This window comes from Gillisia limnaea DSM 15749, from assembly GCF_000243235.1.
GTDB lineage: Bacteria > Bacteroidota > Bacteroidia > Flavobacteriales > Flavobacteriaceae > Gillisia > Gillisia limnaea.
The window spans coordinates 1,342,666-1,357,731 of record NZ_JH594606.1 but is presented as its reverse complement, the minus strand read 5'-3'; the positions used below and the strand labels follow the sequence as shown (position 1 = coordinate 1,357,731).

9 protein-coding genes are annotated in these 15,066 nt (G+C 37.5%); 5 read left to right on the top strand and 4 right to left on the bottom strand.

The annotated features are described in order from the left end of the window. Positions 1–54 precede the first annotated feature (54 nt). Positions 55–1,212, bottom strand: a complete 1,158-nt coding sequence (locus tag GILLI_RS07905) for a 5-(carboxyamino)imidazole ribonucleotide synthase (protein ID WP_040506907.1) — start codon at positions 1,210–1,212, stop codon at positions 55–57. Between the two features lie 132 nt (positions 1,213–1,344). Between GILLI_RS07905 and GILLI_RS18065 the strand changes: the two genes are divergently transcribed. The 3 genes from GILLI_RS18065 (at position 1,345) to GILLI_RS07890 (ending at position 4,216) form a co-directional block, all read left to right on the top strand. After that, positions 1,345–2,460, top strand: a complete 1,116-nt coding sequence (locus GILLI_RS18065; protein ID WP_006988574.1) for an adenylate kinase — start codon at positions 1,345–1,347, stop codon at positions 2,458–2,460. A gap of 60 nt (positions 2,461–2,520) precedes the next feature. Next, a complete protein-coding gene (obgE, locus tag GILLI_RS07895; RefSeq protein ID WP_006988573.1) occupies positions 2,521–3,528 on the top strand; it encodes a GTPase ObgE in 1,008 nt (335 codons plus the stop codon). Positions 3,529–3,694: 166 nt separating this feature from the next. Continuing rightward, the gene (locus GILLI_RS07890) at positions 3,695–4,216 is read left to right on the top strand and encodes a DUF4136 domain-containing protein (RefSeq protein WP_006988572.1); all 522 of its coding nucleotides are present in this window, start codon (positions 3,695–3,697) and stop codon (positions 4,214–4,216) included. Between the two features lie 209 nt (positions 4,217–4,425). Here GILLI_RS07890 and GILLI_RS07885 read toward each other — a convergent pair whose 3' ends face one another. Genes GILLI_RS07885 through GILLI_RS07875 form a run of 3 tightly spaced genes read right to left on the bottom strand, consistent with a single transcriptional unit; the run spans position 4,426 to position 12,302 of the window. After that, positions 4,426–6,045 (bottom strand): OmpA family protein, encoded by a 1,620-nt coding sequence (locus GILLI_RS07885; protein ID WP_006988571.1) that lies wholly within the window; start codon positions 6,043–6,045, stop codon positions 4,426–4,428. A gap of 14 nt (positions 6,046–6,059) precedes the next feature. Continuing rightward, positions 6,060–7,001, bottom strand: a complete 942-nt coding sequence (locus GILLI_RS07880) for a PorP/SprF family type IX secretion system membrane protein (RefSeq protein WP_006988570.1) — start codon at positions 6,999–7,001, stop codon at positions 6,060–6,062. Between the two features lie 24 nt (positions 7,002–7,025). Further along, the gene (locus GILLI_RS07875) at positions 7,026–12,302 is read right to left on the bottom strand and encodes a T9SS type B sorting domain-containing protein (RefSeq protein WP_006988569.1); all 5,277 of its coding nucleotides are present in this window, start codon (positions 12,300–12,302) and stop codon (positions 7,026–7,028) included. 209 nt (positions 12,303–12,511) lie between these two features. Between GILLI_RS07875 and GILLI_RS07870 the strand changes: the two genes are divergently transcribed. Together GILLI_RS07870 and GILLI_RS07865 are read left to right on the top strand one after the other, a co-directional pair. Continuing rightward, complete coding sequence (locus GILLI_RS07870; protein WP_006988568.1) at positions 12,512–13,393, top strand: tetratricopeptide repeat protein; 882 nt, start codon at positions 12,512–12,514, stop codon at positions 13,391–13,393. A 297-nt stretch (positions 13,394–13,690) separates the two neighbouring features. Continuing rightward, positions 13,691–15,046 carry a UDP-N-acetylmuramate--L-alanine ligase gene (locus tag GILLI_RS07865; RefSeq protein ID WP_006988567.1) on the top strand — a complete coding sequence of 452 codons (1,356 nt, stop codon included), beginning with the start codon at positions 13,691–13,693 and terminating at the stop codon, positions 15,044–15,046. The last annotated feature ends 20 nt before the right edge of the window (positions 15,047–15,066 follow it).

Here is a 15,066-nt window from a genome sequence, read left to right as displayed (position 1 = left end):
TTCTATTTTCTTTATAGAATCTTATAGTGCGTATTCCCTGTTAGATTCAATTATTTATTGACTTATAACTTTAATAGCATCTTTCACAGCTTGCGCAGTGCTTCTGGCTATGAGCATATCCTTATTCACTATGGTCACGTGGCCCATTTTCCGAAAAGGTCTGGTGATTTTTTTTCCGTAGATATGTGGAGTAACACCTGGCATTTTCAGTATTTCTTCAATATTTTTATAAATTGCGGGACCTGTGTGTCCTTCTTCTCCAACGAGATTAACCATTACGGCGCTCACCTTATTTTCTGTATTTCCCAAAGGCAGATCCAATATCGCCCGCAAATGTTGTTCAAATTGATTGGTGTAACTTGCTTCAATGCTGTAATGCCCACTATTATGAGGTCTTGGGGCTACTTCATTTACAATGATCTCATCATCTTCCGTCTGGAACATTTCTACTGCAAGTAAACCTACATGTTGATATGCCTTGGAAACAGATTCGGCCAGTTTTCGTGCTTTTTTTGCAATGGATTCATCAATCCTGGCAGGACAAATAACATATTCCACTTGGTTTGCGGTGGGATGAAATTCCATCTCTACCACAGGAAATGTCTTCATTTCTCCTGAAGGATTCCTGGCTACAATTACAGCGAGTTCATTTTTAAAAGGGATTAAATCTTCGGCAATACAAACTCCTTCAGCTATCCCTTCTAATGCTTCTTTTGACTTTATGATTTGTACCCCTCGTCCATCATAACCACCGGTGGCACTTTTCCAAACCACAGGCAATTTAATTTTCCCGGTATTTTCAGCTTCTAGGAATTCAGCTTTTGAATTAAAAATATTGAAGGCTGCCGTGGGGATATTAGTTGCTTTGTAAAACTTTTTCTGAACAGATTTATCGTTTATTTTTTCCAGGGTATCAGACGAAGGATAGACTTTAATTCCTTCTTTTTCCAACTGTTTTAAAGCTTCAACGTTTACCGATTCAATTTCAAAAGTGAGAACATTTACTTTTCTTCCAAATTCCAGCACGGTATCATAATCCATAAGATCACCTGTTATGAATTGATTCGCTGAAATTTTACAGGGCGCTTCTTCGCTGGGATCCATTACGAGGGTTTGAATGTCATATTTACGGGTTTCGTAAAGCAGCATTTTTCCAAGTTGGCCACCACCTAAGATGCCTAATTTAAAATTGGATGAAAAATAGTTGATCATAAGCATGTAGTAATTTATGCAAAAATAATTTTTTAAGATGGAATAACGAGCGAATCCGTAAGAAATCAATCTATTAGTTATAAGCACGGATTGTTTAGAATCCTTATCTTTGCTCCTTTAAAAATTAGCATATTGATCCAGTTAAACGATTTAAAGTTTGAGCTATTTATTTCTGAAGACAGAATAACTTCAGCGATAGAAAAAATAAGTTTACAATTAAACAGGGATTATGAAGGAATTACCCCTGTTTTTTTAGGCATACTTAATGGTGCCTTTATGGTTGCTTCAGAAGTTATTAAAAGATTTGAAGGGAACTGCGAGGTTGCTTTTGTGAAACTTGGGTCTTATGAAGGTACTACAACTACCGGAAATGTTGAAACTTTGTTAGGATTAAATCAATCCCTAATTGGAAGAGAAGTGATTGTTATTGAGGATATTGTAGATACTGGACATACTCTTACTGCAATTGATAAGATTTTAAAAAACCATGGAGTTTCAGGGTACCGGGTTGTTACCTTGTTCTTTAAGCCTGAAGCTTACAAAAAGAAGCTTAAGATAGATTATGTAGGGATGGAGATCCCAAATGATTTTATTGTTGGTTATGGCTTGGATTATAATGGTTTAGGCCGCAACCTTTCCCAGATATATAAACTTAAAAAAGAGAACATGACAAATTTGGTGCTATTTGGTCCTCCTGGTGCAGGAAAAGGAACTCAGGCCAGCGTTTTAAAGGATAAATATGAACTTATTCACATTTCTACAGGAGATGTATTTAGGTATAATATAAAGAATGAAACCGAACTTGGTAAAAATGCCAAATCGTATATGGATAAAGGGCAATTGGTTCCCGATGATGTGACAATTAAGATGCTTGGTGCAGAGGTGGATAAAAATCCAGACGCAAAAGGATTTATTTTTGATGGTTTTCCGCGAACCGCAGCTCAGGCAGAAGCTTTATCTATTTTGCTGGCTGAGAAAAATACAGAGGTTTCTGCGATGATAGCATTGGAGGTGGATGATGAGATTTTGGTGGAACGATTGCTTGAACGCGGTAAAACTTCCGGACGGAAAGATGATGCCGATGAATCCATCATTAGAAATAGGATTAGGGTTTATTATGAAGAAACCGCTATTTTGAAGCAATATTATTTGAAACAGGATAAATATTTTGGTGTAGATGGGGTTGGTTCTATAGATGATATAACTCAAAGAATAAGTAAAGTAATAGATTCAATACAGGCAGAGTAATCTGTAAAATTATAATATAATAAAGTGTTCGTTTTTTTTGAAACGACAATAAGTACGGGTATGACTGAAGGGAATTTTGTTGATTATGTAAAAATACATGTGGCTTCCGGAAAAGGAGGTCAGGGCTCTGCGCATTTGCGTAGGGAAAAATATGTTGCCAAAGGAGGACCCGATGGAGGGGATGGAGGGCGTGGAGGACACGTTATATTAAAAGGAAATAAAGATCTCTGGACCTTGTTTCATCTAAAGTTTAAAAGACACGTTCGCGCAGAACATGGGTTACACGGCGGTAAACAGACCAGTACAGGAGCAGATGGCGCCGATCAATACATCGATGTGCCACTGGGAACAGTAATTAGAGATACAGAAACCGAGCAGATATTACATGAGATTACCGAGGATGGTCAGGAAATTGTGGTTGCCAGAGGCGGTAAGGGTGGACTTGGAAATAATCATTTCAAATCTTCTACTAATCAAACTCCGCGGTATGCTCAACCGGGAATGGATGGGGAAGAGGTAGATGTTACGCTGGAATTGAAAATTCTTGCAGATGTTGGATTAGTGGGATTTCCCAACGCAGGAAAATCTACCTTGCTATCGGTAATCACCGCTGCAAAACCAAAAATCGCCGATTACGAGTTCACGACATTAAAACCCAACCTGGGAATTGTGGAATACAGAGACTTTAAAACCTTTGTAGTCGCCGATATTCCGGGTATAATTGAAGGTGCAGCTGAAGGAAAAGGAATTGGGCACCGGTTTTTAAGACATATTGAAAGAAACTCTACCCTTTTGTTTTTAATCCCTGCAGATGCCCCCGATATTGTTAAACAATATGAAATTTTACTGGATGAATTAAGACGTTATAATCCTGAAATGTTGGATAAGGATCGCCTGGTAGCAATTTCAAAATGCGATATGCTGGATGAGGAATTGAAGACGGAATTGAAGGCGATTTTGGATAAGGACTTAAAAGCGCCTTATTTGTTAATTTCCTCTGTTGCACAACAAGGTTTAGTTGAATTAAAAGACAAACTTTGGGAAATGCTAAATAAGGAATCTGTTTAATCCCAAGAGCGGGTTTTAGTACCCCGATAGCTGCCATTAGTGTTGGGTCTGGATTTCATCGAAATTCAGTATATTTCTTTTTTGAGCCTGATCCGGGCTAGTTGATTTTTTGTTAATCAGGATTTTCATGGAATGATTTTTATGTAACTTTATTAAAAATCATCCCATGAAATATTTAAAATATTTTCTTGTCTTAGTAGTTTTTTCTTCCTGCAATGGCCCAAGGGCTGTTTATGACTACGACCAAAACACATCTTTTAATAACATAAACTCTTATAAGATTTTTCCAGATCTGGACTCTCGGGTGAGTCAGCTGGATGAACAGCGTTTAGTATCAATTTTACAAACAGAAATGGCTTCCGAAGGAATTTCTTTTTCTGAAAATCCTGATATCTATATCAATTTTTACGCTTCAGAATATGAAACGGCAAGCGGGAATAATATAGGAATAGGAGTTGGAGGTGGCGGAGGTAATGTAGGTGTAGGCGTTTCTGGCGGATTTCCCATAGGAGGTCCCGATACTTATTTGAGATTAACCCTGGATTTTATCGATGTAAAAAATGATTCTCTTATTTGGCAGGCGGTTGTAGATAGCCAGTTCGATAAAAATTCTTCTCCTAAAAATAGGGAAGCCCAATTAAAGCTTATGGTGCAAAAAGCTTTAAAAGGCTACCCTCCTAAAAAATAAGATATTTCTTATCCTTGCTTTTACTGCTTCTAAGTCTATTCATTAATTTGGCAGCTATAGGGTCTTTGTTTTCTCCTTAGGTTAGGGTGTTCTATAGCATCTAAAACTGGTTTAAATTTTGATGACCGAATTCCTATAATGGAATTAAAGTAAAATAAAAATGCCCCAGTTTCCCGGGGCATTTTTGGTTGGTTAGTTAGTTGCAAGCCTTAATTCATAATAGTGAACTCGCTTCGTCTGTTCTTGGCATATTCTACCACAGAACATCCGGTTGGCTGAGTACAGTCATTCAATGGCATGCTTTCGCCATAACCTTTAGAGGTTAAACGTTCTCTTTCGATACCGTGTTCTACAAGATATTCAAGTGTAGCAGCAGCACGTCTTTCAGAAAGAGCCATATTGTATTTGTCAGATCCTCTGGCATCTGCGTGAGACCCTATTTCAATTTCAAGAGTTGGATATTTCTTCATAATATCAACCACTTTATCAAGAGTAACTTCAGACTCTTTTTTAATGGTAGATTTGTCAAAATCGAAATAAATATTTCCAACACCTCTTAATTGTTGTCTTCCTGTTTCAAGGTTTGTTTCTCTATCGTCAATCTCAACCACAGGAGGAGTATAGTCTTTTCTTGTAAAGTTGTAAAGGTTGTCTGTTCCTCTTCGGTTAGAAGCAAACCATCCTTCGTCATCACCTTCTTTGATTACAAATGCAAAATCATCGCTTCCGCTGTTCACACTTGTTCCAAGATTTGTGATTTCAGAAAAATCTCCTTCAGTTTTGAAAACATCCATATTACCAAATCCCTGATGTCCATTGGAAGAAAAGTATAACACATTTTCATCACTTATAAAAGGGAATTGCTCCCTTTTGTCTGTATTTACAGCGGCGCCTAAATTTTGAGGAGTCCCAAAAGTTTCATCTGCATTTACATCGACCACATAGATATCAAAGGATCCTTTGGATCCAGGCATGTCACTGGCAAAATACAACTTTGTACCATCTGGACTTAAGCTTGGATGCTCTGTTGAATAGTCATCACTTGTAAAAGGTAATGCTTCTATATTGGTCCAATTGCCATCTACCATCTTAGCACGGTAAATTCTAATGTGGGCAACTTTTACATCGCTTGAATCTTTTACCCTTTTTTCATTGGTTCTATCAAAATACATTGTCATTCCGTCCTGGCTAAACGTAGCAGAACTTTCGTGAGAATCTGTATTGATATCGCCAGGGAAAAGTACAATTCCGCTTAAAGTTTTATCATCGCTAACATCGGCGGTGTATAGATCAAGGGCAGGTCTTTTATCCCAGGGATAAATAGGCCTTTCCTGATTTCTTGTGGAGGCAAATACTACTTTATCACCATAATAAGCAATTCCAAAATCTGCAGATGCAGCATTGTTCATGACTTGTTGGGTGGTGTATACGTGAGATACGGTGGTATCAAGCTCTTTTCTGAATTTTTCAAAATTGAAATCTTTACCATAGTATTCAGTAAAATAAGTATCTGCTTCATTAGCCTTGTCGATTCCCATCAAAGCATGAGCGTATCTGAATTTGTATTCAGCTGCCACGGTTGCTTCATGTCTTAGAAATAACAATTTATAAACATCAGTTGCATTCACCAATTGATTGGTGTAGAAGTATGCATCTCCTAAGTTTTGAAGGACCTCCTGGTCTTTGTCGTTTACCTTTTCATAAGCATCGGCAGCGTCCATATATGCTCTTGAAGCAAAATATCGGTCACCTTTTTTAATTTCGGAATTTTGTGCAAAGCCCGAAAAACTTATTAGGATAATTAAAATTGAACTATATAATTTTTTCATGTTGTCTCTGGTTTTTAGAAGAATCTAGGTGATTTGTCATATCCTTTTGATAATCCGAATAAATCCAGATCAAACAATAAAAGGATTTCGTGTGTCCCGTCATTATAACTACTCAAGTTTGAGGTTGTGTAGTCATATGCATAACCAACCCTTAATCCCGGAGTAACCGCAAAATTAACAAGTCCTGTTACGGAGTCTCCAAATCTATACCCAATACCGGCTTCAAGTTTGTTGAACATTAGAACGTTTGCAGTAATATCTACAGATAAAGGTGCTCCTTCAACCCCTCTTGCCATAAATGCAGGCTTAAGTTTGAAGTCTTCTGAAAGATCAAATACATACCCACCAGTAAGAAAATAATGTATATTTTCTTCTCCAAGTGATCTTAAACCTTGTTCATTCTCAAGGTGTTTAGAAGTAAAGAGGTTTGGTGCAGAAAGTCCTAAGTAGTACTTTTCTCCAAATAAAAACGCCCCAACTCCAAAAACAGGAAAAACTTCACTTAAGTTTTGCATGGCAGGATCATTCGGTTGGTTTGTTACCAAACGAGACAGATCTCCATCAAAAGTTGTTATTCCACCTTTGACACCAAAGGAAAGCTTGTTGTTATTGTCGTCTAAGGGTAGTACGTAAGCGAAATCGGCAGTGATATTATTTTCTTTGATAACATCCCCAATTTCATCGTGAACTATCGATAAACCCAATTCAATGCGTTCGCTTACCGGAGTATGAGCGAAGAAACTGGCGGTGCTTGGTGCACCGTCAATTCCTACCCATTGAGATCTATAAATTCCACCAAGATTAAGCATACCGGGATTATCGGTTGCATAAGCAGGGTTAATCACACTCATATTATACATATATTGAGTGAACAGCGGATCTTGTTGAGCCATACCTTTTAGAGAAAAAAGGATAATGCCTGTAAAGATTAAATATTTAATTATAGTGTTTTTCATTTCTTTTTAGTGTTTATCCTTTGGTTATCTACTTAAGTATACTTTACCCTGAATCGTGGCAGTTTGTCCATCATTGTAATTCAAGATGTAAAAATAAACTCCTGCAGGTAATACATTATCACCTAAAGTTCCCGACTGGTTTGAAACTCCGTCCCAATCTCCGGTACTTGCATTTCCTTTAAATACTACGTTACCCCATCGGTTGAAAATTTCAATGGTGTAATTAGGGAAATCAATTGCGATATCCGGGATTACAAACCTATCGTTTATGTTATCCCCGTTTGGAGAGAAGGCTTCTGGTATTCCGCAAAATGCTACTTCAACCTGTACTCCAAGTCGTTCTGAACTTTCACATCCGCCAGCATCGGTTCCTGAGGCAAAATAAGTAGCTCCGTCTACAAGTGCTGTTGAGGTTGCCAAAGCAGTTCCTCCAGTTGAAGCTTGATAAATCTGGATTCCACTTCCGCTAAGGTTGTTAACTAGATCCTGAATAGTAGGATTATCACTTCTGCAGAATTCATCTCCTTCCATTTGAAGGGTAGGAGCAGTTCCATCGGTTAAAGTGATTGTAATCGTTACTGCTTCAGAATTACAAACGTTGTCACCCGTAGCAACTGCGTAATAAACCGCATTGTTTGCCAAAGGAGTTGTTGCAATCGCTTCTTCAGTTAGAGCTTCATCTGCATAAATAATTACATTGTCCCCTGTTGCATCTATATCTGCAACTGTTGGATTATCGATTAGACAGAAAGATTGATTTGCTTCTGCTGTAGGAGCAGCAGGTACATCATTCACAGTTATTGTGATAGTAGCTGTTTCTGTACCAATAGCACAATCAGCTGCTCCATCTACCGTATATATGATTTCAAATTCACCTACTCCAGCTTCAGAAGGATTAAAAAATCCATTTTCATAAGGAGTGCTAAAAGAACCTGTTAACAGAGCATCGCTTCCAAGTATAGTGGTTAAGTCAATATCTTCATCTTGTCCTATGCAATAGGTCACTTCAACAAGTCCACCAGCGTTAGCATCTTGCAGTTCGTTTACAGTAATAGTAAAAGTTGCAGTATCTGTTCCGGTAGTACATACATCCTCATCGATTGAATTATCAACAGTATAAGTGAAAGTTGTAGTTCCAGCATTATTTGCAGGATTAAACGTTCCATCTTCAAAGCCTTCAAATGCTCCATTCATTGCAGCAGCGTCAGATAAAAAATCAGCAAGATTTATGCTGTCTTCCGTAGAACAGAAAGTAAGATTCACATCGTCTCCAGCATTAGCTGCAGTAGATTCATTTACAGTAATAGTAAGTGATGCAGAATCTGTACAAGTTCCATCTTCAACAGAATAGACTGTAGTGTAATCTCCTATTTTGTTAATTTGATATTGAGCGATAATTTGATTAATAGTTGGATTAAAAGTTCCATTTCTATCTACATCTGCCTCTAAAAGACTTAAATATAAGCTTCTAACTTGCGCAGTGCTAAAATTATCTACTTCAGCCATACAAACAACAGTACTGTTGTCTGCTCCAGCATTAGCATCTCCTTCAGAAACACTTACCGTGAAATCTGTAGAATCTATACCATTTAAACAAGTACTTGCATCACTTTCTGACACGGTATAAGTAATGTTAAAGTCACCTTCGTTGGATATATCAAGTACTCCATTAGCAATCACTCCGGTATCATTAGAGAAAATTCCACCTGAAATATTTGAATCAGTAAGTAAACTAAAAAGATCTAAAGTCCCTTGAGCTGTACAGGCTGTAGCATCTTCAATTGTTCCTGCATTAGCATCTTGAAGTTCATTAACTGTAATAGTTATTGTAGCTTCATCTGTACCAATAGCACAATCTTCTGCTCCATTAATGGTATAAGTAATTATTGCTTCACCCAATCCTGCTTCAGATGGATTAAACATCCCATCTTCGTAAGGAGTGCTAAAAGAACCTCTGTTTCTATTAGTTTCTGAAAGTAAACTTCTTAAGTCTACAAGATCAGTCTGATCTTCACAGTAGCTAGCAGTAATATCATCACCAGCGTCTGCATCCTGTGGTTCATTAACTGTTACGGTAAATGTAGCAGTATCTGTTCCAGTTGTACAAACATCATCGTCGGTTGAATAATCTACAGTATATGTAATGGTAGTTGTACCTAAGTTATCTGCAGGATTAAACATTCCATCTTCAAATCCAGTGAAAACTCCAACTGGCATAGTGTTTCCATCTAAATAATCTGCAAGATTTACACTTTCTTCATTAGAACAAAAAGTTATTGTTGAATCATCTCCAGCATTTGCTACAGTAGATTCAGTCACACTTACGTTGAATTCTGTAGAATCTGTTCCGTTTAAACAAGTAGTTGAATCACTTTCTGCAACAGTATAAGTAATATTGAAATCACCAATAACAGATACATCAAATACTCCATTAGCGATCACTCCATTATCATTAGAGAATGTTCCACCTGAAATATTCGAGTCAGTAAGTAAACTGAAAAGATCTAAAGTTCCTTGAGCTGTACAAGCTGTAGCATCTTGAATTGTTCCTGCAATTGCATCTCGAGAATCAACAACAGTTACAGTAAGATCTATTTGATCACAAGATCCATTTGCAAAAGTATAGGTAGTTGTAAAATCTCCCAGTCCATCTGCATCATTTTGATACATTTCAGAGATCTCTCTAGGAGTAGGGTTGAAAGTTCCATTTCTAGGAGTTCCTGAAGGTAAAAGATTAAGATAGAATTTTCTAATCTCATCAAAACTAGGAAAAAGAGCATCAACATTTCCTGCACATACAATAGCTGGTTCTGGAGAAGGTAAAGTTGTTCCCTCTGAAACAGTAACAGTAAAATCTGTACTATTTGATCCACTTAGACAAGACTCAAGATCACTTTCACTAACTGTGTAAGTAATGTTAAAAGTTCCAGTGTTGGTAACATCTAAAATCCCATCAGTGATAGATCCATTTCCAGAAGTAAAAGTTCCTCCATTAGGATTGTTTGAATCTAATAAACTAAATAGGTTTAGAGTAGATTGTCCTGTACACGCTATAGCATCTTCAATACTTCCCGCGTTTGCTGAGGTAGTATTGTTAATTGTTAATGATATAGGAAGTGAACTATCTCCACAAGCAGATGTAATACTGTAAGTAGTTACAAAAGTAGCTGTATCAGTTGGGTTTTGTATAAAAGCTAAAATTTGACCTCCTACTATTTGTAAACTTGGAGTAAAAGTTCCAGTTAAATCTGTAATTCCTCTTTCCGCTAAGGCATCATTAAATAATGCAATTGCCGCAGCAGGATTGGTTTGAAAACCTCGAATTTCTGTAATACATCTTTCTAATGCTATAGGAGCTCCTAAATCGGTTCCTTGAACAGTAATTGTGAATGTTATTGCATCAGAAGTTCCAGGAGTAACACAATTTGCAGAATCATCTACAGAATATGTAATCTCATAACTTCCTGGACCTACAGCTGGATCAAAATTACCATCTGCATTAATACCAGTTCCAGAGAAGGTTCCTCCTTTTGTAGCATCATCACTTAATATAGAGTCATCTAAAACCACAACATCTGTACTTCCACAAGGAACAGTAATATCTTCTATAATCCCAGCTTCTGCATCTTGATTTGGCACTACAGATACTGTAAGAATTACTGAAGATTGACAATCTCCATTACCTAAAGTATAGGTAGTTGTATAATCTCCAACTTTATTTGTATTATTCTGATACATTGCAGATAATTCTCTAGGAGTAGGATCAAATGTTCCATTTCTCGGAGTTCCTGCCTCTAAAAGACCTAAATAGTATTTTCTGATTTCATCAAAACTTGGAAAAGTAGCGTCCACATTATCTTCACAAACAATACCTGTTTCAGGAGTTCCGAAATCAAAAGCCTCGGTACCTACAATGATATCAAAAGTAGTAGTATCAGAAGTTCCAGGAGTAGTACAAGTAGAACCATCACCTACAGAGTAAGTAATAGTATAAGTTCCAGGTCCTACAGCAGGGTCAAAATTACCTTCAGCATTTACACCAGTTCCGGTAAAAGTACCATCGCGGGTTGCATCTTGGCTAAGTCTTGAATTGTCAAGTACAATTATTTCTGTACTTCCACAAGGAACTTCGATGTTTTCAATTGTTCCTGCGTTAGCATCTTGAACTCCTACAACGGTTACAGTAAGGTCTACAGAAGATTGACAGCTTCCTTCACCTACAGTATAAGTAGTTGTAAAGTCCCCCAAACCATCTGAATCATTTTGATACATTTGAGCTATTTGACCCGCATCTGGACTAAAAGTTCCATCTCTTGGAACTCCAGACTCTAATAAACCTAAGTAAAAATTACGAATAGCATCTTCACTAGGGAACGTAGCATCTACATCTGTTTCGCAAACTTCTCCTGGTTCAGGAGTGTTAATTACGATAGGTTCTGTTAATTCAACTCGAACAGGAGCTCTATCGCCAGTAGGAGTCTCACAAGGAGGTAAGGGGCTTCCTCTTTCATTTACAACCTGGGCAGCGAAATAGGATTGGCCATTTATAAGTTGGGTGTTGTCTGGCAAAGGAGAGTTTGCAGTTTGTGACCTGTACCATCTGATTGCTTGAGTGTCATCATAGGTTCCTTCGGCAACAAGATCTGCAACTGTAGCATTCTCACAAAATATCTGTGGTGTTTCGGCGATAGGTGCTTCAATTTGGTTAGGATTGAAACCAACTGCAACTCTAAATGAAGGACAGGAACCCGGCGCTGCATCTGCGGTTGGAACTTGACCAACAAAATAGCTATCTCCAGTACTAAGTGTGTCACCTACTATTGGAGTGGTTGATTTCTCAGAATCATAAACCTCAATACGGTAATTAGGTTGAGCCACGAATAACTCTGCTAAATTAGCAGAGTTAAAGCTGGCTGGAGTACACGTTGTAAACTCAAATCCACTAACAACACTATTGGTTATAGTATTGGAAGGTCTTGGAGCGTTATTTACTGTTACTGTTATTTCAATTCTAGCACAGTCGCCAGATGTTGAACCAGCAAAGTAATTCCCATTAGCTAATAATTCCGATTCAGGAATAGGTTGTGTATCAGTAGTATTGTTTGCTGTTTGATAAACAGCATTACCATCACTCGCGATATCCTCTACAGTTGCTAAAAAGCAAAATGTTTGGGAGGAAGGCGTACCAGTGACGGTGGGGCAGTCGTCAGTTTGCCCGTAAATGGGCGAGCTTCCAATTAATAAAATAAGGGCAAAAAGGAGCATAGAATATCCTTTCTTTCCTAAAGTAAAATTTTGCATAGGCTAGGTGTTAAATTTGACATGAATAAAGTTGAGTTTTATGCTGCCTCGATAGGCAACGCAAATATTGCAATAATTTTCAACAATACTAAAATTTTTAAGTACTAATTTAACAATCAATGTATAAGCAGTTAAGCTTTTGTTAATATCAACATATAGAGGTTCAAATGGATAGTAAACTGATATGTATTTAAATATATATTCGCCATATGAAAAATACACTTTTAATATTTATGTTATTCCTGGGTTTGGGAAGTTATTCCCAGTCCTCTATTTCTGAGATTCAATCGGCTATGGATCAGGGCAAACTTGGAGCCGCTAAAAAATTACTCCATCAAAGGGTTTCTGAAAATCCCAACGATGCAGTCGCTTTAGCTTACCTGGGTGATATAGCAGGTTTTGAAAAAGATTGGGATACCTCTATTGCTTTTTATAAAAACCTGGTTCAAATGCATCCCGATATTGCCGATTATAGTTTTAAATATGGCGCAGCCCTTGGTATGAAAGCACTTAGTGTTTCAAAAATCCAGTCCGTGATTTATATTTCTGATATAAAAAAATATCTTGAAAAAGCGGTCGAATTAAATCCTAAGCACGTAGAAGCCAGAAGAGTTCTTGTCGAATTATATATTAAATTACCAGGAATTCTGGGTGGGAGTATAGATAAGGCGCAGGGATATGCTGATGAACTGGAGGACTTGAATAAAGTTGATTATTTTCTGGCCCAGGCTTTTATCGTTAAAGAGGATAAAGGTTTGGCGGAAGCAGAAGGTTTTTTTAAAAAAGCACTTGAAGCCCATCAACAGTTAACGAGCCAAAAGAAGCGTAATATTTTGAATTACGAACTGGGTAAAGCAGCATCAGATCTTGAAGTTTATCCACAATATGGCTTAAAACTGCTAAATGAATATATCGACAATTTTGGTTATAATGATATTTATTCGCTGGAATGGGCATATTTTAATAAAGCTAAGTTACAAGCTCTATTAATGAATAAATCTGAAGCTATTATATCCATTGATAAGGCTCTAACGCTTAGGGATAATTTTAAAGAAGCTGAACTTGAGAAAAAAAGAATCCAGCAGCTTTAATCCCGCCGTTGGTTATAATTCCCAGATGCCCGCCATTTCCGTTTGCCGGGATTCCATCCAAAGACTTGATATTTTCTTCTTTTAGATGTTTCGAAAGCTTGTGCTAATCTAATTGGTTTCACCGGTTCCAGCCCTTTCCGAAAGCGGAATTTAATCGAAATGCCGGTTGTCTCTTCATTTTACATATTTAACCAGCCTTCCTGGTTAGCCTGCTGGTTTTCACGGATCTTTTTCTATCCGAATTTCCGGCACTAGTTTTCCTGAGAGAATAAGTATATTTGCAGAAATTCAAATTTTATGAATCTTCATTTTATCGCTATAGGGGGAAGTGCTATGCACAATCTAGCCCTGGCGCTGCATCAAAAAGGCTTTAGGATTACCGGAAGTGATGATGCTATTTTTGAGCCTTCAAAATCCCGATTGAAGAAATCCGGATTACTTCCTGAGACTTTGGGCTGGTTTCCAGAAAAAATTTCAGCCAACCTTGACGCTGTCATCCTTGGTATGCACGCAAAAGCAGATAATCCAGAGCTTGTAAAGGCCAAAGAGTTAGGACTTAAAATTTATTCCTATCCCGAATTTCTTTTTGAACAATCCAAAAATAAAACCAGGGTAGTTATTGGTGGTTCCCACGGTAAAACCACAATTACTTCGATGATACTTCATGTACTGCATTATCACGAGAAGGAAGTGGATTTTATGGTAGGTGCTCAATTGGAAGGTTTCGATACCATGGTCCATCTTACCGAAAAAAATGATTTTATCTTACTGGAAGGGGATGAATATTTATCTTCAGCAATTGATAAAAGACCAAAATTTCACCTCTACAAACCAAATATTGCTCTTTTAAGCGGAATTGCCTGGGATCATATCAATGTGTTTCCTGCCTATGAAATTTATGAGGAGCAATTTAAGATTTTTGTGGATTCCATTATTAGCGGCGGAATAATTGTTTACAACGAAGAAGATCCGGAGTTGACCAAAATTGTTGATGCAACCACGAATCAAATAAGAAAACACGCTTATCACACTCCAAATTATAGGATTGAGGATGGGGTAACCATGCTCGATACTCCCGAGGGCGATCTTCCAATTGAAATATTTGGAGCCCATAATCTTAATAATCTATCTGGTGCTAAATGGATTTGCCAGCATATGGGTGTAGATGAGAATGACTTTTATGAGGCAATTTCCACCTTTAAAGGGGCTTCAAAACGGTTGGAGAAAATATATGAAACTGGAACTACTGTTGTTTTTAAAGATTTTGCTCATAGTCCCTCAAAGGTAACTGCAACTGTAAAAGCTGTTAGGGAGCAATACCCAAATAAAGAACTTATCGCTTGCCTTGAGTTACATACCTATAGCAGTTTGACACCTGAATTTTTAAAGGAATATAAAAACAGCCTTGATCCTGCGGCTAAAGCGGTTGTTTTTTATTCTCCGGAAGCCTTGGAAATAAAAAAATTAGCGATGCTTTCAAAAGAACAGATTCTGGAAGCTTTTGGGAGGCAAGATCTTCTTGTGTATACCAATGCAGAGGAATTCCAGACATATCTTAGAACGTTGGATTATTCAGAAAAAGCTGTTTTGTTGATGAGTTCGGGCAATTATGGGGGTCTGAAATTTGAGGAGATAAAAGACTGGATTTCCTAATAATTAAATCCATAGATTTT

Coding starts and splice junctions, on each gene's coding strand:
- GILLI_RS07905 (WP_040506907.1), bottom strand. CDS start 1,212: ATGATCAACTATTTTTCATCCAATTTTAAATTAGGCATCTTAGGTGGT.
- obgE (WP_006988573.1), top strand. CDS start 2,521: ATGACTGAAGGGAATTTTGTTGATTATGTAAAAATACATGTGGCTTCC.
- GILLI_RS07890 (WP_006988572.1), top strand. CDS start 3,695: ATGAAATATTTAAAATATTTTCTTGTCTTAGTAGTTTTTTCTTCCTGC.
- GILLI_RS07885 (WP_006988571.1), bottom strand. CDS start 6,045: ATGAAAAAATTATATAGTTCAATTTTAATTATCCTAATAAGTTTTTCG.
- GILLI_RS07880 (WP_006988570.1), bottom strand. CDS start 7,001: ATGAAAAACACTATAATTAAATATTTAATCTTTACAGGCATTATCCTT.
- GILLI_RS07875 (WP_006988569.1), bottom strand. CDS start 12,302: ATGCAAAATTTTACTTTAGGAAAGAAAGGATATTCTATGCTCCTTTTT.
- GILLI_RS07870 (WP_006988568.1), top strand. CDS start 12,512: ATGAAAAATACACTTTTAATATTTATGTTATTCCTGGGTTTGGGAAGT.
- GILLI_RS07865 (WP_006988567.1), top strand. CDS start 13,691: ATGAATCTTCATTTTATCGCTATAGGGGGAAGTGCTATGCACAATCTA.